We start from the raw sequence: 21182 nt of genomic DNA, 5'->3' as shown, positions 1-21182 counted from the left end.
CGCTTTTCCACATCGGCGCGTGCAGTTTATGAAGGTAATGACTTTATGAAAATAGTGATCGCACCGGATTCATACAAAGAAAGTTTGTCTGCTTTGGATGTGGCAAAAGCCATCGAAAGTGGTTTTCGTGAGATTTTCCCTGAGGCGGAGTACGTCAAACTGCCGGTTGCCGATGGCGGCGAAGGCACGGTTGAGGCGATGGTGGCCGCCACCGGAGGCCGCGTCGTTAAAGTGAATGTCACCGGGCCGCTGGGAAAACCGATCGAGGCGTTCTTCGGGTTATCAGGTGATGAGAAAATCGCTTTCATCGAAATGGCGGCGGCCAGCGGGCTGGAAAGCGTTCCGCCTGCGCAACGTAATCCGCTGAAAACCACCTCTTACGGCACCGGCGAACTGATCCATTCCGCGCTGGACCATGGCGTGAAGCACTGCATCATCGGCATTGGCGGCAGTGCGACCAATGACGGCGGCGCGGGGATGATGCAGGCGCTAGGCGCGAAGCTGCTGACCAGAGAGGGCAAGCCGATTGGTCAGGGCGGCGGTGAGCTGGAAAAACTGCATCACATTGATATCAGCGGTCTGGATCCGCGGATCAAAAAATGTCGCTTTGAGGTGGCGTGTGACGTGACCAATCCGCTGACCGGAAAAGACGGGGCGTCTGCTATTTTCGGTCCGCAAAAAGGCGCGACACCGGAAATGATCGAACAGCTCGACGGCTATCTGCATCATTATGCGCAAGTGATTAAAAAGGATCTGGGCATTGATGTTGAACACGTTCCTGGTGCTGGCGCTGCGGGCGGTATGGGTGCGGCACTTTACGGATTCTGCCATGCGGAATTACGTCAGGGGATCGAGATAGTCACCGATGCGCTGGGGCTGGATGAGCTGGTGAAAGACGCCACGCTGGTGATCACCGGCGAAGGGCGTATCGACAGCCAGAGCATCAACGGTAAAGTGCCGATTGGTGTGGCGCGGGTGGCGAAACGCTATAACAAACCGGTGATTGGGATTGCGGGCAGCCTGACAAAAGATGTGGATGTGGTTTATGACCACGGGCTGGACGCCGTTTTCAGTGTGCTTTACAGCGTTTGTACACTCGATGACGCGCTGAAAAACGCCGCGGACAACCTGCGTAAATCCGCACGAAATATTGCCGCGACCATTAAATTATCGCAAAAACTTTAACTCACAGCAGTCAGGATAAAAAACCGGTGTTCAGGCCCAGCCTGCGCCGGTTTTTGTATTTTATTTGTGGCGGTTTTACGTTAGGTTTTAAAGACATTCGCCAATGAGAAAACACGTATGTCAGAGATTGATTTTTCACAGCAGCCGGTAAACACCCTGACCAAAGGGCTGGGGCCGCTGAGTGCCGGTGCGCGTAAGAGCGATATCCGCGGGCAAGGCTGGAATATTCTGCGTGAAGACGTCAGCCTGCCGGTGGCGGTGCTGCTCGAAGAGAGAGTCGAACATAATCTTTCCTGGATGCGCGAATTCATTCAGCGTTATCAGCTGAAACTGGCACCGCATGGCAAAACTACCATGAGCCCTGAGCTGTATCAGATGCAGCTGGAGTTTGGTGCGTGGGGGATCACGCTGGCGACTGCGCCGCAGGTTAATGCAGCATTCGCGCATGGCGTGCGCAAAGTGATTATGGCCAACCAGCTGGTCGGCAAAGGCAATATGGCGATGATCGCCGGGCTGATGCGTGAAGACCCGGCTTTCGATTTCACCTGCATTGTGGATTCAGCGGACAACGCCGATGCGCTCGGGCATTACTTTGCCAGTCAGCAGCTGACACTGCGCGTGATGTTTGAATACGGCATTGCGGGCGGTCGCACGGGCATCCGTACCGATGAACAGGAAGCTGACGTGCTGGCGGCGGTGAAACGCTGGCCGCAGTCGCTGGCGCTGGTCGGTGTCGAGCTTTACGAAGGTGTCAGTAATGACGAGGCGGTGATCCGCGGCTTTCTGCGCCACGTTATGACCCGCACGCAAGTGCTGGCACAGGCCGGAGAATTTGCCGAACCGCAGGTGATTTTAACCGGTGCCGGTTCCGCCTGGTTCGATGTGGTGGCAGAAGAACTGACCCGCGAAGACACGCATCTTGATGCTGAAAAACGTTATACCCTCGATATCATCCTGCGTTCCGGTTGCTACGTGACACACGACGTCGGTGCGTATCAGGCGGCGCTTGAGCGTATGCAAACCAGCAATCCGGTGGCGCGCGAGATGAACAGCAGTTTACAGCCCGCGTTGCAGGTCTGGGCGGCGGTGCAATCGTTGCCGGAGCCGGGCAGGGCGATTATCGCTTTCGGTAAGCGTGATGCCGGTTATGACGCGGGATACCCGAAAGCCGCCGGGCATTTCCGTCCGCGTAGCGCCACGCAGGCGGGATACACCACGGTGGTGCCTGCGCCGGAAGACTGGAAGGTGTTCGCGATGATGGATCAGCACGCATTTATGTCGATACCGGAAAACGCTGACCTGAAAGTCGGTGACATGCTGGTCTTTGATATCAGCCACCCTTGCCTGACGTTCGACAAATGGCGGCAGCTGCTGCTGGTCAATGAGCAGTGGGATGTGACCGGTGCGGTGACGACCTGGTTCTGACGAGACGAAAACGCCCGGACGATGCCGGGCGTTACTCTTTTACCGTATTATTTTCTACTTGGGTAAATAGGCCAGCGCGGCGCGCTTCACGTTGTCTATTTCATCAAGCAGTTCAAACCATTCAGGTTCGAGTGTTTCCACGCTGACGCCCTGTCGCAACTGTTGTTCAATGTAGAAACACAGCTGTTTCAGACGCGGTACGCCGCTGTAACTGCAACTGCCGTGCAGTTTGTGAATAAGCGCCAAAATGTCGTCGTCCGGTTCGCCCCGCGTTACCGCCTCCACGCGTTCAGCCACCTGTGGCAGGAATTCGACCAGCATTTGCAGTAAATCCTGCGCCAGCGCCACTTTATTGGCCGACTGACTCAGCGCCAGTTGCCAGTCGAGCGTGCTGATCGGCGCGAGGGATTCTCCGGACTGCAACGGAGAGTCCAGCTGCGCCTGATGAGTCTGATGCCGTGACAGCACGTTTTTCAGCATACTTTCATCAATCGGTTTAGACAGATAATCGTCCATGCCCAGTTTCAGCAATTGCTCGCGTTCGCCACGACCGGCGTTTTGGCATGGCGCGCCATCTGATGAATGATTTCACTGGCGCGGATACCGTCGATATCCGGCATCTGAATATCCATCAGAATGATGTCGAGGTCCGTATGACGCGCGACTTCAATCGCTTCTTCACCGCTGTGACACAGCACGGTGGTTTCCACTAATTCTTCCAGCAGCGCGCCAATCAGTTTGAGGTTGGCCGGATTATCATCCACCGCCATTGCGGTCAGCGGCAGACGCGACGTTTTGTTCTCATCATTGTTAATCACCCGCACCGACGCCTGCTGTTCTTTGAGCAATAACGGCAGTAAACGGATGCTCGACATCGGTTTAATCAGACAAGCCTCGACGCCGCGCCGTTTCAGCTCTTCGGCATCCACCTGGAACTGGCTTGGCAGTGCCAGCAACAGATGCTGTGTCATGCTGAACACTCTTTGCAGTTTGCCGTCGTAATCGGACAGCGTCACATCGGGGTTCACCGGAATACTGCACAGCATAATGTCGTAATGGGTTTCCGGAAGCGCTGCAATTGTCGTGCGGTGCGTGACATCCAGCGGCGTGGCTTGCAGGATTTCCATCGTGGCTTTTGCTGCCGCCGGATTGGCTTCGACATACGCCAGACGTTTACCTTCAAGATGACTCATGGAAACCGGCGTGATGTGGCGGTTTTCATTCAGCTCAAGGGTGACGTGGAACCAGAACGTCGAGCCGCGGTTGATCTGGCTGTAGAAACTGATATCGCCGCCCATTTCTTTAACCAGACGCTGGGTGATGACCAGCCCTAATCCGGTGCCGCCGTGACGGCGTGAAATGCTGGCGTCTGCCTGACGGAAAGCCTGGAACAACTGCGACTGCTGACGCTCGGAAATCCCGATGCCGGTGTCGTGAATTTGCACTTCCAGTTCAACCTGCAAATTGTTCTGAGAACGCAGTTCCACGTTGATATCAATATTGCCGGTTTCGGTGAATTTAATCGCATTTCCAAGCAAGTTAGTTACCACTTGCTGCATCCGCATCGGATCGCCCAGCACGTTTTCCGGCACATTGTTGTGGACGTTGAGCGTCAGTTCCAGCCCTTTATCGTGGGCGGTATGCGCCAGCAAAATCACCACTTCATCGAGCATTTCACGCAGCGAGAACGGAATATGCTCCAGCACCAGTTTGCCGGCTTCCAGTTTTGAGAAGTCCAGCACGTCATTAATGATGGTCAGCAGATGATTAGCGGAACGTTCAATGGTTTGCAGATAATCCGCCTGCGTTGGCGACAGCGGGGTTTTCAGCGTCTGACGGGTAAAGCCAATTACGCCGTTGAGCGGCGTACGCAGCTCGTGGGACATATTGGCCAGGAATTCGGATTTGATACGCGCCGCTTCCTGCGCACGCTTTTTCGCCAGATCCAGCTCGACGTTCTGGATTTCCATCTGCTCGAGAGTTTCGCGCAGATCTGACGTCGCCTGATCGATGTTCTGCTGCACTTCTTCGTGATACGCCGTCAGCGACATTGCCATCGAGTTAATGCCGTTTTTCAACATGCTCAGTTCGCCCGGCATGTTGCCTTCCACGCGGCTGTCGAGCTGCCCGCGGCGGATACGGTCAACGGTATTCACCATATTGCGGATAGGGCCGGTGACATCGCGCATCAGGCGATAGGCGAACAGGGTGGCGATCCCCAGACACAACAACAGCAACATGGTGGAAACAAACGCTTCCTGATATTGCGCCAGTTTGACCGAGCGTAAATCCAGCTCAATGGCGATGTAACCTAACTGATGATTCGGTGACGCGCTGAAAGAATCATCGTCGGCTTCCGTGTGGTTTTCGGCCTGAATGGGCGTGCGTAAAATCAGCACATCACCGGAGCGTTCCTTGGTGAGTTCACGGGGAATATCCTCAACGCGTTTGACCTGCAACGGACTGCCGTCGTGCTGCGTTGTGGAACTGGCAAACAGTTTATTGTCGCCATCATACACGCTGATGCTGCGCACAATATCCGAATGATTGCGGTGCAGGCGGCTGATCAGGCGCTGAACCGGTTGGCGTTCACGGAACGTCATGCCATATTCGCTCGCGACCGCCAGAGGCTCGATAATACTGGCTCCGGCTTGCGTCAGCTGATTCTGCAATTCGTTGTAGCGATGGACCACAAAGAAGGTGCTGAGCAGCAAACCGATCATTAATGTCGGTGCCAGAATCAGGATCATCATCCTTGCGCGAAGGCTATATTTGGTCATGGGGTTCCAATGTGGGAGAATTAGCTCCAGCTAAGCTTAATAAACCAGCGTGTAATCGACAATAATGGCTCAATTCTACTCTCCGAACCGCCGCGTGACGACCCGGCAAACGATAACTGTGACCGCGACCGACCTTGATGCTTTCGGGCAGGGTGTGGCGCGCCACAACGGCAAAGCCGTGTTTGTCAGTGGTTTACTGCCCGGTGAACAGGCAGAAGTCACTTTAACAGAAGATAAAAGTAAGTACGCCAAAGGGCGGCTGAAACGTTTGCTGACCACCAGCGCCGATCGTGTGAAACCGGTTTGCCCGCACTATTCGGTCTGCGGCGGTTGTCAGCAACAACATGCCAGTGAGGCGCTGCAACAGAGCAGTAAATCGGCATCACTGCTGCGCCTGATTTCGCGGGAAACCGGCGTTCATGCGGATCCTCAGCCGGTGATTGCCGGCCCGCAATACGGTTATCGCCGTCGCGCGCGTCTGGGATTACAAATCGCCGGCGTTAAACCGGGGCGTAAAGCGGGAACGGCGAACGGTCCGCTGGTGATGGGTTTCCGTCAGGAAGGTTCGAACGATCTGGTGGCCATCACCAAATGTCCTGTCCTGCGGCCTGAACTGGAGCAACTGCTGGTGCCGGTGCAGGAATGTCTGTCGTCGTTGTCGGCGGCAAAACGTCTCGGGCATCTGGAACTGGTGCTGGCCGATAACGGCCCGCTGCTGGTGCTGCGCCACCTTGATCCGCTCAGTGAAGCCGATCGTACGCGCCTGACCGCCTTTGCCGCACAACATCAGCTGACGATTTTCCTGGCGCCTGACAGCGATACGGTGGAACGTTTATGCGGTGAAACACCTTATTATCAGATTGACGGCCTGAATCTGAAATTTGGTCCGCGCGATTTTATTCAGGTGAATGACGCGGTTAACCAGCAAATGGTGGCACAGGCCTTGCAATGGCTGGAACTGACGCCCGAAGATCGCGTGCTGGATTTGTTCTGCGGGATGGGGAATTTCACTCTTCCGCTGGCAAAAAGAGCTAAGCAGGTTGTCGGCGTCGAAGGTGTTGCTACACTGGTGGCGAATGGGCAAGATAATGCCCGAAATAATGGCTTAGAAAATGCCTCTTTCTTCCACGAGAATCTGGAAGATGATGTCAGTAAACAACCCTGGGCGGCGCAAGGCTTCAATAAAATCTTGCTGGATCCGGCCCGGGGCGGCGCTGCTGGCGTGATGGCGCATATCGTTAAGCTGGCCCCGGCGCGTGTGGTGTATGTGTCATGCAACCCCACAACATTGGCGCGGGACAGTAAAATTTTGTTGGAGGCGGGCTATCGATTGGCTCAGGTACGTATGCTGGATATGTTTCCGCACACCGGGCACCTTGAATCGATGGCTCTGTTTATCAACCCGTCTGACACAGGCGTTGTGTCAGAAACGTAGGGAGAGGGTATGGTTGCGGTAAGAAGTGCACATCTGAACACAGCTGGCGAGTTCGCACTCGACGACTGGATCAACAGTTTAGGACTGTCCAGCCAGCAATCATGTGAGCGTTTAGCCGAAACCTGGCGCTACTGCGAGCAACAAACGCAGGGCCATCCTGACGCCTCGCTGCTGCTGTGGCGCGGCCTCGAGATGGTTGAAATCCTCTCGACCCTCAGTATGGATAACGACAGTATGCGCGCGGCGCTGCTGTTCCCGCTGGTTGATGACGGCATCATTGATGAAGATACCCTGACCCAACAGTTCGGCAAAGGCATCACCGATCTGGTGCACGGCGTGCGCGATATGGACGCCATCCGCCAGCTGAAAGCCACGCAAAATGACTCCATGGCCTCCGAGCAGGTGGACAACGTCCGCCGTATGCTGCTGGCGATGGTGGAAGATTTCCGCTGCGTGGTGCTGAAACTTGCCGAACGAATCGCGCACCTGCGCGAAGTGAAAGATGCGCCGGAAGAAGAACGCGTTCTGGCGGCGAAAGAATGTACCAATATCTACGCGCCGCTGGCCAACCGTCTGGGTATCGGTCAGCTGAAATGGGAACTGGAAGATTTCTGCTTCCGTTATCTGCATCCTGACGAATACAAACGCATCGCCAAACTGCTGCACGAACGTCGTATCGACCGTGAGCAGTACATCGACGATTTTGTCTCGACGGTTAAAAATGCGATGGCGGAAGAGGGCATCAAAGTTGATGTTTATGGCCGCCCGAAACATATCTACAGCATCTGGCGCAAGATGCAGAAAAAATCCCTGTCCTTCGACGAACTCTTCGACGTGCGCGCTGTGCGTATCGTGGTGGAACGTTTGCAGGATTGCTACGCTGCCTTAGGGATTGTGCACACCCATTTCCGCCATCTGCCGGATGAGTTTGACGATTACGTCGCCAACCCGAAACCGAACGGTTATCAGTCGATTCACACCGTGGTGTTAGGGCCTCGCGGTAAAACGCTGGAAGTGCAGATCCGTACCCGCCAGATGCATGAAGATGCCGAACTGGGCGTCGCCGCGCACTGGAAATACAAAGAAGGTACTGCCGTGGCCGGTGGCCGCAGCGGTGGTTACGAAGGCCGCATTGCGTGGCTGCGCAAACTTATCGCGTGGCAGGAAGAAATGGCCGATTCGGGCGAAATGCTCGACGAAGTGCGCAGCCAGGTCTTTGACGATCGCGTGTACGTGTTTACGCCAAAAGGCGACGTTATCGATCTGCCGATGGGCTCCACGCCGCTCGACTTCGCGTATCACATTCACAGCGATGTCGGTCACCGGTGTATCGGGGCGAAAATTGGCGGGCGTATCGTGCCGTTTACCTACCAGTTGCAGATGGGCGATCAGATTGAAATCATCACCCAGAAGCACGCGAACCCAAGCCGTGACTGGCTGAACCCGAGTCTCGGTTACGTCACGACCAGCCGCGGGCGTTCGAAAATCCAAAACTGGTTCCGTAAACAGGATCGCGATAAGAACATTATTGCCGGTAAACAAATCCTCGATGACGAGCTGGACAGACTGGATATTAGCATCAAAGATGCCGAGAAACTGCTGCTGCCACGCTACAACGTCAACTCGCTGGATGAAGTGCTGGCGGCCATCGGTAACGGCGATATCCGCATCAATCAGATGGTCAACTTCCTGCAATCTCAGTTGAAAAAGCCGAGTGCGGAAGAACTGGATAAAGAAGCGCTGCGCCAGCTGACGCAGAAAACCACGCCACCGCCAACGCGTACCAAAGACAATGGTCGCGTCGTCGTCGAAGGCGTCGGTAATCTGATGCACCACATTGCGCGTTGCTGCCAGCCGATTCCGGGTGACGAAATCGTCGGTTACATCACTCAGGGTCGCGGGATTTCAATCCACCGTGCCGACTGTGATCAGCTGGAAGATTTACGCTCGAATGCGCCGGAACGCGTGGTCGATGCCGTGTGGGGCGAAAGCTACTCCAGCGGTTATTCGCTGGTAGTGCGCGTGGTGGCCAACGACCGCAGCGGCCTGCTGCGTGATATCACCACCATTCTGGCTAACGAGAAAGTGAACGTGCTTGGCGTTGCCAGCCGCAGCGACACACGTCAGCAACTGGCGACTATCGATATGGATATCGAAATCTACAACCCGCAGGTTCTGGGACGCGTGATCGCCAAACTGAACCAGTTGCCGGATGTGATTGAAGCCAAGCGACTTCACGGCAGCTGATCAAACGCTTATAAGGCCCGCCAGTCGGGCCTTTTCTTTTATGTTTTTGACTCCTCTATTTTAAAACGGACAGATCCCATGACCGATTCTTCTTTGCAACGCCTGCTCACCATTATGAAAACCCTGCGTGATCCTCAAGCCGGTTGCCCGTGGGATAAAGAGCAAACTTTTGACACCATTGCCCCGTACACGCTGGAAGAAACCTACGAAGTGATGGACGCCATCGCCCGCAAAGATTACGACGATGTGCGCGACGAACTGGGTGATCTGCTGTTTCAGGTGGTGTTCTACGCGCAAATGGGCAGCGAGCAGGGTCTGTTTGAGTTTGATGACATCTGCAATGCCATTTCAGACAAATTAGAGCGCCGCCATCCGCAAATTTTTGGCACTGAAGCGGCGTGGTCAAAAGACGCCAGCAGCAAAGATGTGCTGGTGAAATGGGAAGCGCGTAAGGCGCAGGAGCGGGCGGAGAAATCCCTGCATTCGGCGCTGGATGACATTCCTTCCGCACTGCCTGCGCTGATGAAAGCGCACAAAATTCAGAAACGCTGTTCGAATGTCGGGTTCGACTGGACCACGCTCGGGCCGGTGCTCGACAAAGTGTATGAAGAAATCGACGAAGTGATGTTTGAAGCGCGTCAGGCCGTCATCGACGAAGAAAAGCTCGGTGAGGAAATCGGTGATCTGCTGTTCGCGACAGTGAATCTTTCCCGTCATTTGGGCCATAAAGCCGAAGATGCGCTACAGGCCGCTAACCGCAAGTTTGAGCGTCGTTTCCGGCACGTTGAAGAGATTATCCGCGGGAAAGGCTTAAACATGGAAGAAGCTACACTTGAGCAGATGGAAGACGCCTGGCAGCAGGTGAAAAAATCGGAAGCCTGAGTTAGCTCTCCGACTTTGATCGGAAACAAGATCTGAATCTGCTGAAACGGTTAAGCTCATTGTCATTCAGTGCTTAACCGGCTGATCTGAGAGCAGTAAAGTTCAACAAATTGATATCTAAGATGTTTTAGTGGTTCATGCGAGCAACTCAGCACTTTTCTGAAGTTAACTGATTGTTTTTGAAAGAATGAGAGAAAAGGGTTGGCAGGGTTAACCCTTCTGAACTGACGCTAAGGAAAACGATGATGGACAGCAAAACGTTTATTTGTGGCGCACACAAGGTTCCGGTATACTGTTTTCCCGTCTTGGTTACTCCATCATCTTTAAACCTAACCTCTCAGGTTCAGCATGACAACTAATTATATTTTTGTGACCGGCGGGGTCGTATCCTCTCTGGGTAAAGGCATTGCCGCAGCCTCACTGGCGGCTATTCTCGAAGCCCGTGGCCTCAACGTGACCATCATGAAACTGGACCCGTATATCAACGTGGATCCGGGTACGATGAGCCCAACTCAACACGGCGAAGTCTTCGTTACCGAAGATGGCGCTGAAACCGATCTCGATCTGGGTCACTACGAGCGTTTCATCCGCACCAAGATGACCCGCCACAACAACTTCACCACGGGCCGTATTTATTCCGACGTGCTGCGCAAAGAGCGCCGTGGCGATTATCTCGGTGCAACCATTCAGGTTATCCCGCACATCACCAACAACATCAAAGAACGCATCATTGAAGGCGGCGAAGGCCACGATGTCGTGCTGGTTGAAATTGGCGGTACTGTCGGTGATATCGAATCCCTGCCGTTCCTGGAAGCAATTCGTCAGATGGCAGTGGAAGTGGGCCGCGAGCACACGTTGTACATGCACCTGACGCTGGTGCCTTACATGGCTGCTGCCGGTGAAGTGAAAACCAAACCGACCCAGCACTCTGTAAAAGAACTGCTGTCTATCGGTATCCAGCCAGACGTGCTGATCTGCCGTTCAGACCGCGCAGTACCAGCCAACGAACGTGCGAAAATTGCACTGTTCTGTAACGTGCCGGAAAAAGCAGTTATTTCTCTTAAAGATGTTGATTCCATTTATAAAATCCCGGCCCTATTGAAATCTCAGGGTCTCGACGACTATATTTGTAAACGTTTCAGCATCAACGCGCCGGAAGCTAACTTGTCCGAATGGGAACAGGTTGTTTACGAAGAAGCCAATCCGGGCGGCGAAGTCACCATCGGTATGGTCGGTAAATACATTGAGCTGCCAGATGCCTATAAATCTGTGATTGAAGCGCTCAAACACGGCGGCCTGAAAAATCGTCTGACCGTGAACATTAAACTTATCGACTCTCAGGATGTCGAAACCCGTGGTGTCGAAGTGCTGAAAGGCCTGGACGCAATTCTTATCCCGGGCGGCTTCGGCTACCGTGGTGTAGAAGGGAAAGTAGCGACGGCGCGCTATGCACGTGAAAACAACATCCCTTATCTGGGCATTTGTCTGGGTATGCAGGTTGCACTGATTGAGTTCGCCCGTAACGTTGCGGGTATGGAGAACGCCAACTCCACCGAATTTGTGCCAGACTGTAAGTTCCCGGTGGTCGCACTTATCACCGAATGGCGTGATGAAGAAGGTAACGTCGAAGTACGTTCCGAAGACAGTGATTTAGGCGGTACCATGCGTGTAGGCGGGCAGCAATGCCACCTGAACGACGGTAGCCTGGTTCGTGAGATGTACGGCGAGCCGACAATAGTTGAACGCCATCGTCACCGTTACGAAGTGAACAATATGCTGCTCAAACAAATCGAAGCCGCAGGTTTACGCGTAGCCGGTCGCTCTGGCGATAAGCAACTGGTGGAAATCATCGAGCTGCCTAACCATCCGTGGTTTGTGGCTTGCCAGTTCCATCCAGAATTTACGTCAACGCCGCGTGATGGTCATCCGTTGTTTGCAGGCTTTGTGAAGGCTGCCGGTGAGTATCAGAAGCGTCAGGTAAAATAAAATACCGGGGAAGAGATGCGCCATTGGCGCATCTCTTGTCTGAAGCTTTAGTTAACTTGTACTGAGGAAATCTTAATGTCTAAAATCGTTAAAGTTATCGGCCGTGAAATCATCGACTCCCGTGGTAACCCGACCGTAGAAGCTGAAGTTCATCTGGAAGGTGGTTTTGTTGGTCTGGCTGCTGCGCCATCTGGTGCTTCTACCGGTTCCCGCGAAGCGCTGGAACTGCGTGACGGTGACAAATCCCGTTTCCTGGGCAAAGGCGTACTGAAAGCCGTTGCTGCGGTTAACGGTCCTATTGCTCAGGCTGTAACCGGTAAAGACGCGAAAGACCAGGCTAACATCGATAAAATCATGATCGACCTGGACGGTACTGAAAACAAATCTAACTTCGGTGCTAACGCGATTCTGGCTGTTTCCCTGGCTGCTGCTAAAGCGGCTGCTGCTTCTAAAGGTCTGCCACTGTACGCTCACATCGCAGAACTGAACGGCACCCCAGGCAAATACTCTATGCCACTGCCTATGATGAACATCATCAACGGCGGCGAACACGCTGATAACAACGTTGATATTCAAGAGTTCATGATCCAGCCTGTTGGCGCTAAAACGCTGAAAGAAGCCATCCGTATGGGTTCTGAAGTGTTCCACACCCTGGCTAAAGTTCTGAAATCTAAAGGCATGGGTACTGCTGTTGGTGACGAAGGTGGCTACGCGCCAAACCTGGGTTCTAACGCAGAAGCTCTGGCTGTTATCGCTGAAGCGGTTAAAGCTGCTGGCTATGAACTGGGTAAAGACATCACTCTGGCGATGGACTGTGCGGCATCTGAGTTCTACAAAGATGGCAAATACGTTCTGGCTGGCGAAGGCAACAAAGCGTTCACTTCTGAAGAGTTCACTCACTTCCTGGAAGACCTGACTAAACAGTACCCAATCGTTTCTATCGAAGACGGTCTGGACGAGTCTGACTGGACTGGCTTTGCTTACCAGACTAAAGTTCTGGGCGACAAAATCCAGCTGGTAGGTGACGATCTGTTCGTTACCAACACCAAGATCCTGAAAGAAGGTATCGACAAAGGCATCGTTAACTCCATCCTGATCAAATTCAACCAGATCGGTTCTCTGACCGAAACTCTGGCTGCGATCAAAATGGCGAAAGACGCTGGCTACACTGCCGTTATCTCTCACCGTTCAGGCGAAACTGAAGATGCGACCATCGCTGACCTGGCTGTTGGTACTGCTGCTGGCCAGATCAAAACCGGTTCTATGAGCCGTTCTGATCGTGTTGCTAAATACAACCAGCTGATCCGTATCGAAGAAGCGCTGGCGGCTGCGGGTACTCCTGCTCCGTTCAACGGTCTGAAAGAAGTTAAAGGTCAGTAATTACTGCCCGTAACGCTTTCTTAAAAAACCCGCTCCGGCGGGTTTTTTTATGTCCGCAATTCAGGGAAAGATGCGGATGTCACCGGCTTACAGCAATAAAGAAAGCGTGGCGCTCGCACTGTGCTCGCTGGCCTGCAGATAATCCGGGGAGTGCGTTAACAGCTGATTGATCAGTAATTCCACCAGTAACATCCCGCCAACTTTTGATGTCAGTAATCCCGCCGTCAGCGGGCCCTCGGGTTTGGCGGCTACCAGTAAAATATCGGCCAGCGAGGAAAGCGGACTGCGCAGCGTATTGCTGATGCCGATAACCGTTGTGCCCTGACGCTTTGCCAGCGCGGCGGCGTGCAATACATCTTTCGTTGAACCTGAGCTGGAAATCACCACCACAATATCCCGGTCGTCCAGACTCACGGCATTCATCGCCGCGCGGTGCATATCGGCGAAACACTGCGACGTTTTGCCCAGACGCAGCAATTTATAGCCCAGATAGTCCGCGACGATCGCGCTGGCCGCGACACCATACACCTGAACGGAGCGCGCGTTATGGATGTGCGATGCCGCGTCCGCCAGCACCTGACGGTCGAGCAGTTTTCCGGTATCACGCAGCGCGGTGATGCTGTCTTCAATCAGCGTCTGAACGTCGTCATTTCCTTCTGCCGCCGGTGACGACGGATTTTGCCTCGTCTCCAGCGCCAGGCCCATCTTAAATTCGGTAAACCCTTTGCAACCCAGCTGGCGACAAAGCCGCGTGACGCTGGCTTCACTGGTATCACTCTCACGCGCCAGCTCAGTGATGGTCAGGTAAAGCACGCGCTGGGGCTGCTCCAGTACATAGCTGCCCAGTTTATGCAGAGTCGGACTGTAATTCTCCAGCCCCTGACGCATTCGCAGTAACAGCGTGCCTGTTTCCTTGGTCTGACTCACTCGGCTCTCCTCAGAATAATTGACCTGACTAGTTTGGCTGATGTGACGCAGTTAACGCCAGAAGAATTCCGTATGGATAACGCCGTGCATTTGATGGTAATTATTATTTTAATTATATAGTGTGGTGAAAATAATTATCACAACAACACAACGCGGAGTCATCTCATGTCGATATTTAATGGTTCAGGGGGCGGGGCATGGTTCGAAAGAGCCCAGAAGTTTGGCAAGTCATTCATGTTGCCCATCGCTATTTTGCCTGCAGCCGGATTGCTGCTGGGAATTGGCGGGGCGCTTTCTAACCCTAATACGCTGGCGGCGTATCCGTTTTTAAATATCCCGGTCTTGCAGGCGATATTCACCGTCATGGCCAGTGCAGGTTCGATCGTCTTTGCCAATCTGGCCGTGCTGTTTGCCGTTGGCGTCGCCGTCGGACTGGCGCGCAGTGATAAAGGAACTGCGGGCTTGTCCGCGTTGCTCGGCTATCTGGTGATGAACGCCACCATCAACGCCATCCTGATCCTCAAAGGGCAGCTTGCCACGACTAATCTCAGTGCCGCAGGACAGGGAATGGCGCTGGGCATCCAGACGCTGGAAACCGGCGTGTTCGGCGGCGTGGTGATTGGGCTCGTGACGTGGTGGCTGCATCAGCGCTATAACAAAATCGAATTACCGCAGTTTCTCGGCTTTTTTGGCGGTTCCCGCTTTGTGCCGATCATCAGCTCCGTCGCGGCTATTGTCGTCGGAGCGGTAATGTTCTTCATCTGGCCACACTTCCAGAAAGTGATTTTTGGCATGGGCGGGCTGGTGGATGCGACGGGATACCTCGGCACCTTCATTTACGGTTTTGTGCTGCGTATGCTTGGCCCGTTCGGCCTGCATCATATTTTTTATCTGCCTTTCTGGACCACCGCACTCGGTGGCACCGAAGTGGTCAACGGACATCTGGTGGAAGGCACGCAGCGGATCTTCTTTGCCCAGCTGGCAGACCCCAATACGCAGCAGTTTTATATCGGCACTTCACGGTTTATGTCCGGGCGCTTCATTACCATGATGTTTGGTCTGGTGGGCGCGTGTCTGGCGATGTATCACACGGCGCGGCCTGAGAATAAAAAGCGCGTCGCCGGGCTGCTGCTGTCGGCGGCACTGACTTCCTTCCTGACCGGGATCACCGAACCCATCGAGTTTTCGTTCCTGTTTGTCGCGCCGATGCTGTATGTCCTGCATGCGGTGTTCGACGGTCTGGCGTTCATGATTGCCCACATTTTGCAGATCACCATCGGACAGACTTTCTCCGGCGGCTTTATCGATTTCATCCTGTTCGGGGTTTTACAGGGCGAAAGCAAAACGCACTGGATGTACGTCCCGCTGGTCGGTGTGCCGTGGTTTGCCCTTTATTACTTCTCTTTCCGTTATCTCATCAGGCGCTTCAACTTCAAAACGCCGGGACGTGATGAGGCTGACGTTCAGCAGGATAGCGTGGTGACCGATCGCGCCGGACTCATTATCGACGCACTCGGCGGGGCGGCAAATATCGCGGAGCTGGATTGCTGTGCAACGCGGTTGCGCATCAGCGTCCATCAGGCCGCCGGAATCGATGAAAACAAGCTGAAATCGAGCGGGGCGCGAGCCGTGCTGATACGCGGAAACGGCATTCAGGTCATTTACGGACCGCACGTGACGATTATTAAAAATGAAATTGAGGAGATGTTGGGAGTATGAATCAGTCAATGTTAACGACCGTCAGGGGACAGTTGATCGTGTCCTGTCAGGCGCTGGATGACGAACCGCTGCACAGCGATTTTATTATGAGCCGCATGGCGCTTGCTGCCCAGCAGGGCGGCGCCGCGGGGATCCGCGCGAACAGTGTTGCTGATGTAAAAGCCATTCGCGCCACCGTTCCGCTGCCGGTTATCGGCATCATCAAGCGGGATTATCCGGCAAGCGATGTCTATATCACCGCGACCCTGAAGGAAGTACGCGAGCTGATGGCTGTCGCGCCAGAGATGATCGCGATGGATGCCACGTTCCATCAGCGTCCGGGGGAATTGCAACTTGCGGCGCTGGTGCAACACATTCGTAAAGAGTTTCCGTCCCTGCTGCTGATGGCGGATATCTCGACCTTAGAAGAAGCACAAAACGCACAGGCTTTAGGCTTTGATTGTATCGGTACAACATTGCACGGCTATACTCAGGAAACGCAGGGCAGCAAACTCTGGCATGACGATTTCGCCTTCCTGCGACAGGTGCTGGCGCAGTGCACGACGCCGGTCATTGCCGAGGGAAGCGTGGATACACCAGAAATGGCGGCGCGATGTTTAGCGCTCGGGGCGCATGCTGTCGTGGTCGGCGGGGCAATTACCCGCCCGCAGCAGATCACGCAACGCTTTACTGACGCCATCCGCTCTTTGCGCTCATAAACATTTTTGCACACACTCCCGTTGCGGCCTGTATTTGGCGCAGCGGCTGTTGTCTGCGATAATGCGCGCTGATTTTTTTAGAGATGACTGAGAAACTGATGCAGTACCCGATTAATGCGATGTTCGAAACCCTGCAAGGGGAAGGCTATTTTACCGGCGTGCCGGCGATTTTCGTTCGCCTGCAAGGCTGTCCTGTGGGTTGCAGCTGGTGCGATACCAAACATACTTGGGATAAAATTGCCGATCGGGAAGTCGATATGCAGCGCATTCTGGTCAAAACCGAAGAGAGTGATGCCTGGGGCAATGCCACGTCCGAACAACTGCTCGAGGTGATCGCGCAGCAAGGCTACACCGCGCGTCACGTGGTGATCACCGGCGGCGAGCCATGCATTTACGATCTGACTGAACTGACGTCATTGCTGGAAAAGAACGGTTTCAGCTGCCAGATTGAAACCAGCGGCACGCATGAAGTCCGTTGCTCAGTAAATACCTGGGTGACCGTTTCCCCGAAAGTGAATATGCGTGGCGGGTACGACATTTTGCCGCAGGCACTGAAGCGTGCTGATGAAGTGAAGCATCCGGTGGCGCGTCAGCGTGATATCGACGCTCTGGATGCCCTGCTGGAAACCCTGACTGACAGCAAAGCGCGGATTATTGCCCTGCAGCCAATCAGTCAAAAAGAAGAAGCCACCAGACTGTGCATTGCGACCTGCATTGCAAGGAACTGGCGGCTTTCAATGCAGACACATAAGTATCTCAACATTGCATAAGAGATATGCTGAGTTAGCCTTTATATACGCAACCTGCTGTGCAGGTTTCTTTGACGCGCACGGCGCTGAGCAGTGGCAGCTTAGGTTTCATCTCGTTCCAGATCCACGCGGCCAGCACTTCGCTGGTCGGGTTTTCTAAGCCCGGAATGTCGTTCAGATTATAGTGATCGAGACGATCCAGAGTCGGATTAAACGCGGCTTTCAGATCGGCGAAATCCATCACCCAGCCGGTATGCGGATCCACTTCACCGGTGATTTCTAAACGAACGGTGAAAGAGTGGCCATGCAACCGTCCGCATTTATGCCCGGCAGGCACATGCGGTAAATGGTGGGCGGCTTCGAACTGAAAATCTTTAAATAATGTGGTGGTCATGAGGCGGTCTCGTTGCTCGAAAAAACGCGGCATAGTACCGGAATACCGGCTTACGTGCCATGACTTAACTGCGCTTTTCTTCACCAAATCCTGACTTTTACTCTCTTTACTCCGCCCGCATTGCTGGCATACAGTGAGCCGGTAGAAACTAACCTGTTGAGATAGTGAATGATTACTGTGCTTCGTTGCGCTGTTCTGGCGCTGTTGTTCTCTGCCAGCGTGCAGGCTGAAACTACGGCACCCGCTCAGGATGCTGCGCCGGCTCTGGCCAAACCGGCGCCCGCTGTGGCGAAAGCCTCTGTCGCCAAAGCGCCGGCAGGCAAAACCCCTCTGGTTTTCCCGCAGGGGTCGGGCGTGATGCATATTCCTCTGGCGGGCGGTAAAAAGCCGCTGGACGTTTTCACCTATCAGCCTGTCGGTGCCGATGAAACCACGCCGGTGGTGATGGTGATGACGGGCGTGGATCGTAACGCTGCCACCTACCGGAATGACTGGATGACCGTTGCCGATCAGTATCATTTGCGCGTGGTCGTGCCGCATTTCAGCGAGCAGGATTTCCCCGGCGCTGCGGGCTATAACCTCGGTAATCTGACCGACAGCAAAACCCATCATCGTTTGCCGAAATCTCAGTGGGCGTTCAGCATTGTCGATAACGTGTTTACCACGCTGCAAAAGCAGGGCATCACTCAGCAGAAGCAATATTATCTGTTTGGCAACAGCGCGGGCTGCCAGTTTGTCCATCGTATGCTGACGTTGTTGCCGGAGCCGAATGTCAAAGCGGCGGTCTGTGCGGCGGCAGGCTGGTGGACGCTACCGGATACCGATCAGCGCTGGCCTTACGGTCTGCGTGAAGCGCCGGTCGCGGTCAGTCAGCAGCAACTGAATGATTACTTCGCCAAACCGGTGCTGATTGCCGTGGGCGCTGAGGACGATGATCCGGAAAACCGCCTGCTGCGTAAATCCAAACAGGCAATGGCGCAGGGCACCAACCGTCTGGAGCGCGCCGAAAGCTATAGCTATTTCACCACGTCGCAGCAACGCGCCGAACAGAACAACACGCCGTTTAACTGGCACTTTATGGACCTGTCAGATGTCGGCCACAGCGGCAGTAAAATGTCGGTGTTTGCCGCAGGGCAGTTTGCCTGGTTTGAGCAGCACAACGCTTTCCATCTCTGAAAACGTCTGTGCGAAAGCCTGCCTGAAAAAAATTCATCACCCCGCTCCGGCGGGGTTTTTCTTTATTCGTCCGCGACTTGGCGATGAATAAATAAACTGATGAGATTTTTTTTAGCGATTTCAGTACGATAAAAATCACTGCTTACCACTTTTTTAGATAGAACTTACCTCTAAATCCTCTTAGTCATTTTGGTTATTTATTATTTCCATCACTTCTTTAATTGTTATTATCCGGCTCGTTAACCTACATCTTCTAAAAGGTCTTTCCCGCGCGTACTCACACCGAATAAGCCGCCGGAGGCCGGATTGATGACTTGCTTCTGCATAAGGGAATTCGTACCGCGATGACGACTCAGGCACCTCCAATTTCACTGCTCCCGCTGACCCCCGAGCAAATGGCCCGCCTTCAATCGGCGATAGGTGATTATTCGCCGACTCAGATGGCCTGGTTGTCCGGCTATTTCTGGGGAATGGTCAATCAGCAACCGGGCGCAGTGGCCGCTCCGGCACCGGTGCAGGTTTCCGCGTCGGTCACCCTGATTTCTGCTTCGCAAACCGGTAACGCCCGTCGTGTCGCGGAACAGTTACGCGATGATCTGACGGCTGCGAAAATTAACGTCAACCTGGTGAATGCCGGTGACTATAAATTCAAACAAATTGGTCAGGAAAAGCTGCTGCTGATCGTGGCCTCCACGCAGGGCGAAGGCGAACAGGCTGAAGAAGCGGTCGCGTTGCATAAATTCCTGCAATCCAAAAAAGCCCCGCAAATGAAAGACACTGCTTTTGCGGTGTTTGCACTGGGCGACACGTCCTACGAATTCTTCTGTCAGGCGGGTAAAGACTTTGATACCCGTCTGGGCGAGCTGGGTGCAGAACGTCTGTTAGATCGCGTTGATGCCGATGTGGAATATAAAGAAGCCGCTGAAAACTGGCGTAAGCGCATTGTCGATGTACTGAAACAGCGCGTTCCGGCTGATGCTGGCGCACAACCCGCGCCGACGCTGGCGGGCAGTGTCAATCAGGTCGACAGCAGCCCTTACACCAAAGAAGCGCCGCTGACGGCCACGCTTTCTGTTAACCAGAAAATTACCGGCCGTGATTCTGACAAAGATGTGCGTCATCTGGAAATCGAACTCGGTGATTCCGGCCTGCGTTACCAGCCGGGCGATGCGCTGGGGATCTGGTTTGAAAACGATCCGCAACTGGTGCAGGAAATCGTCGAGCTGCTGTGGCTGAAAGGCGATGAAATCGTTGAAGTGAACGATAAAAAACTGTCACTTTCAGAGGCGCTGCAACACCACATCGAACTGACCCAGAACACCACGCCGATTATCGAGAAATACGCCGCGCTTTGCCGCGACGAACATCTGACCGGTCTGCTGGCGGATAAACCTGCGTTGCAGCAATACGCGCAGACCGTGCCGTTTGCCGACATGGTACGCCGTGCGCCGACTGAGCTGGATGCCCAGCAACTGGTGGATTTACTGCGTCCGCTGACGCCGCGTCTGTATTCGATTGCTTCTTCACAGGCGGAAACCGAATCTGAAGTGCACATTACGGTGGGCGTGGTGCGTTACGACATCGACGGGCGTGCGCGTACCGGCGGCGCTTCCGGCTATCTGGCCGACCGTCTGGAAGAAGACGGCGAAGTGAAAGTCTTCATCGAACATAACGACAACTTCCGCCTGCCGGCCAGTCCGGAAACACCGGTTATTATGATCGGACCCGGCACCGGCATCGCGCCATTCCGCGCGTTCATGCAGCAGCGTGATAACGACGGCGCCACCGGCAAAAACTGGCTGTTCTTCGGCAACCCGCACTTTACCGATGATTTCCTGTATCAGGTCGAGTGGCAGCGTTACGTGAAAGACGGCCTGCTGACCCATATCTCTCTGGCATGGTCACGCGATCAGGCAGAAAAAGTGTACGTACAGGACAAACTGCGTGAGCAGGGTGCGGAAGTCTGGCAGTGGTTGCAGGAAGGCGCGCACGTGTATGTCTGCGGCGATGCCAACCGTATGGCGAAAGACGTAGAGCAGGCGTTACTGGAAATCATCGCCGAATACGGTGTGATGGATCTGGAAACTGCCGACGAATATCTCAGTGAATTACGTCTTGATCGCCGTTACCAGCGCGACGTCTACTAATGCCCTGCATCCTTCTAATTGCAGGGGCGTTGGCTTCCTTCAGTCACCCGAA

General features: G+C 54.2%; 14 protein-coding genes and 1 pseudogene. 12 read left to right on the top strand and 3 right to left on the bottom strand.

Annotated elements, in window-relative coordinates:
* Window positions 1-45 precede the first annotated feature (45 nt).
* Window positions 46-1185: a glycerate kinase gene (locus CKQ54_RS00275; protein WP_120163256.1), complete on the top strand. Its 1140-nt coding sequence runs from the start codon at window positions 46-48 to the stop codon at window positions 1183-1185.
* Window positions 1186-1302: 117 nt separating this feature from the next.
* Window positions 1303-2610: an amino acid deaminase gene (locus CKQ54_RS00270; RefSeq protein WP_120163255.1), complete on the top strand. Its 1308-nt coding sequence runs from the start codon at window positions 1303-1305 to the stop codon at window positions 2608-2610.
* A gap of 54 nt (window positions 2611-2664) precedes the next feature.
* Here CKQ54_RS00270 and barA read toward each other — a convergent pair.
* A pseudogene (gene barA / locus CKQ54_RS00265) lies at window positions 2665-5390 on the bottom strand (two-component sensor histidine kinase BarA).
* Window positions 5391-5454: 64 nt separating this feature from the next.
* On the opposite strand from barA, the gene rlmD reads away from it, so the two are divergent.
* The 5 genes from rlmD to eno all read left to right on the top strand — a co-directional run bounded on the left by rlmD (window position 5455) and on the right by eno (window position 13320).
* A complete protein-coding gene (rlmD, locus tag CKQ54_RS00260; protein ID WP_120163254.1) occupies window positions 5455-6825 on the top strand; it encodes a 23S rRNA (uracil(1939)-C(5))-methyltransferase RlmD in 1371 nt (456 codons plus the stop codon).
* Window positions 6826-6834: 9 nt separating this feature from the next.
* Window positions 6835-9072 (top strand): GTP diphosphokinase, encoded by a 2238-nt coding sequence (gene relA, locus CKQ54_RS00255; RefSeq protein WP_112287730.1) that lies wholly within the window; start codon window positions 6835-6837, stop codon window positions 9070-9072.
* A gap of 78 nt (window positions 9073-9150) precedes the next feature.
* Window positions 9151-9954: a nucleoside triphosphate pyrophosphohydrolase gene (gene mazG, locus CKQ54_RS00250; RefSeq protein ID WP_120163253.1), complete on the top strand. Its 804-nt coding sequence runs from the start codon at window positions 9151-9153 to the stop codon at window positions 9952-9954.
* Between the two features lie 348 nt (window positions 9955-10302).
* Window positions 10303-11940: a glutamine hydrolyzing CTP synthase gene (gene pyrG, locus CKQ54_RS00245; RefSeq protein WP_120163252.1), complete on the top strand. Its 1638-nt coding sequence runs from the start codon at window positions 10303-10305 to the stop codon at window positions 11938-11940.
* A 75-nt stretch (window positions 11941-12015) separates the two neighbouring features.
* On the top strand, window positions 12016-13320 hold the full coding sequence (gene eno, locus CKQ54_RS00240) for a phosphopyruvate hydratase (protein ID WP_112287728.1): 1305 nt from the start codon (window positions 12016-12018) through the stop codon (window positions 13318-13320).
* Window positions 13321-13407: 87 nt separating this feature from the next.
* Here eno and CKQ54_RS00235 read toward each other — a convergent pair whose 3' ends face one another.
* The gene (locus CKQ54_RS00235; protein WP_208644598.1) at window positions 13408-14208 is read right to left on the bottom strand and encodes a MurR/RpiR family transcriptional regulator; all 801 of its coding nucleotides are present in this window, start codon (window positions 14206-14208) and stop codon (window positions 13408-13410) included.
* Window positions 14209-14412: 204 nt separating this feature from the next.
* Between CKQ54_RS00235 and CKQ54_RS00230 the strand changes: the two genes are divergently transcribed.
* The 3 genes from CKQ54_RS00230 to queE all read left to right on the top strand — a co-directional run bounded on the left by CKQ54_RS00230 (window position 14413) and on the right by queE (window position 17434).
* Window positions 14413-15966: a PTS transporter subunit EIIC gene (locus CKQ54_RS00230; RefSeq protein WP_120163250.1), complete on the top strand. Its 1554-nt coding sequence runs from the start codon at window positions 14413-14415 to the stop codon at window positions 15964-15966.
* Between the two features lie 8 nt (window positions 15967-15974).
* Window positions 15975-16664 (top strand): N-acetylmannosamine-6-phosphate 2-epimerase, encoded by a 690-nt coding sequence (locus tag CKQ54_RS00225; protein WP_208644597.1) that lies wholly within the window; start codon window positions 15975-15977, stop codon window positions 16662-16664.
* A gap of 98 nt (window positions 16665-16762) precedes the next feature.
* On the top strand, window positions 16763-17434 hold the full coding sequence (queE, locus tag CKQ54_RS00220; protein ID WP_120163248.1) for a 7-carboxy-7-deazaguanine synthase QueE: 672 nt from the start codon (window positions 16763-16765) through the stop codon (window positions 17432-17434).
* A gap of 13 nt (window positions 17435-17447) precedes the next feature.
* Here queE and queD read toward each other — a convergent pair whose 3' ends face one another.
* The gene (queD, locus tag CKQ54_RS00215) at window positions 17448-17807 is read right to left on the bottom strand and encodes a 6-carboxytetrahydropterin synthase QueD (RefSeq protein WP_113877448.1); all 360 of its coding nucleotides are present in this window, start codon (window positions 17805-17807) and stop codon (window positions 17448-17450) included.
* A gap of 168 nt (window positions 17808-17975) precedes the next feature.
* Between queD and CKQ54_RS00210 the strand changes: the two genes are divergently transcribed.
* Window positions 17976-18983: a hypothetical protein gene (locus tag CKQ54_RS00210; RefSeq protein ID WP_120163247.1), complete on the top strand. Its 1008-nt coding sequence runs from the start codon at window positions 17976-17978 to the stop codon at window positions 18981-18983.
* A 344-nt stretch (window positions 18984-19327) separates the two neighbouring features.
* Complete coding sequence (cysJ, locus tag CKQ54_RS00205; protein WP_120163246.1) at window positions 19328-21130, top strand: NADPH-dependent assimilatory sulfite reductase flavoprotein subunit; 1803 nt, start codon at window positions 19328-19330, stop codon at window positions 21128-21130.
* The last annotated feature ends 52 nt before the right edge of the window (window positions 21131-21182 follow it).

The organism is Rahnella variigena, assembly GCF_003610915.1.
Lineage (GTDB): Bacteria > Pseudomonadota > Gammaproteobacteria > Enterobacterales > Enterobacteriaceae > Rahnella > Rahnella variigena.
The sequence above is the reverse complement of the archived record's forward strand: the minus strand, read 5'-3'. Positions and strand labels throughout refer to the sequence as shown.

What these genes read in the sequence shown, in the direction of transcription:
- cysJ (WP_120163246.1), top strand. Translation starts at nt 19,328, where the DNA reads ATGACGACTCAGGCACCTCCAATTTCACTGCTCCCGCTGACCCCCGAG.
- CKQ54_RS00235 (WP_208644598.1), bottom strand. Translation starts at nt 14,208, where the DNA reads ATGCGTCAGGGGCTGGAGAATTACAGTCCGACTCTGCATAAACTGGGC.
- CKQ54_RS00225 (WP_208644597.1), top strand. Translation starts at nt 15,975, where the DNA reads ATGTTAACGACCGTCAGGGGACAGTTGATCGTGTCCTGTCAGGCGCTG.
- CKQ54_RS00210 (WP_120163247.1), top strand. Translation starts at nt 17,976, where the DNA reads ATGATTACTGTGCTTCGTTGCGCTGTTCTGGCGCTGTTGTTCTCTGCC.
- rlmD (WP_120163254.1), top strand. Translation starts at nt 5,455, where the DNA reads ATGGCTCAATTCTACTCTCCGAACCGCCGCGTGACGACCCGGCAAACG.
- eno (WP_112287728.1), top strand. Translation starts at nt 12,016, where the DNA reads ATGTCTAAAATCGTTAAAGTTATCGGCCGTGAAATCATCGACTCCCGT.
- relA (WP_112287730.1), top strand. Translation starts at nt 6,835, where the DNA reads ATGGTTGCGGTAAGAAGTGCACATCTGAACACAGCTGGCGAGTTCGCA.
- queD (WP_113877448.1), bottom strand. Translation starts at nt 17,807, where the DNA reads ATGACCACCACATTATTTAAAGATTTTCAGTTCGAAGCCGCCCACCAT.
- CKQ54_RS00270 (WP_120163255.1), top strand. Translation starts at nt 1,303, where the DNA reads ATGTCAGAGATTGATTTTTCACAGCAGCCGGTAAACACCCTGACCAAA.
- pyrG (WP_120163252.1), top strand. Translation starts at nt 10,303, where the DNA reads ATGACAACTAATTATATTTTTGTGACCGGCGGGGTCGTATCCTCTCTG.
- queE (WP_120163248.1), top strand. Translation starts at nt 16,763, where the DNA reads ATGCAGTACCCGATTAATGCGATGTTCGAAACCCTGCAAGGGGAAGGC.
- CKQ54_RS00275 (WP_120163256.1), top strand. Translation starts at nt 46, where the DNA reads ATGAAAATAGTGATCGCACCGGATTCATACAAAGAAAGTTTGTCTGCT.
- CKQ54_RS00230 (WP_120163250.1), top strand. Translation starts at nt 14,413, where the DNA reads ATGTCGATATTTAATGGTTCAGGGGGCGGGGCATGGTTCGAAAGAGCC.
- mazG (WP_120163253.1), top strand. Translation starts at nt 9,151, where the DNA reads ATGACCGATTCTTCTTTGCAACGCCTGCTCACCATTATGAAAACCCTG.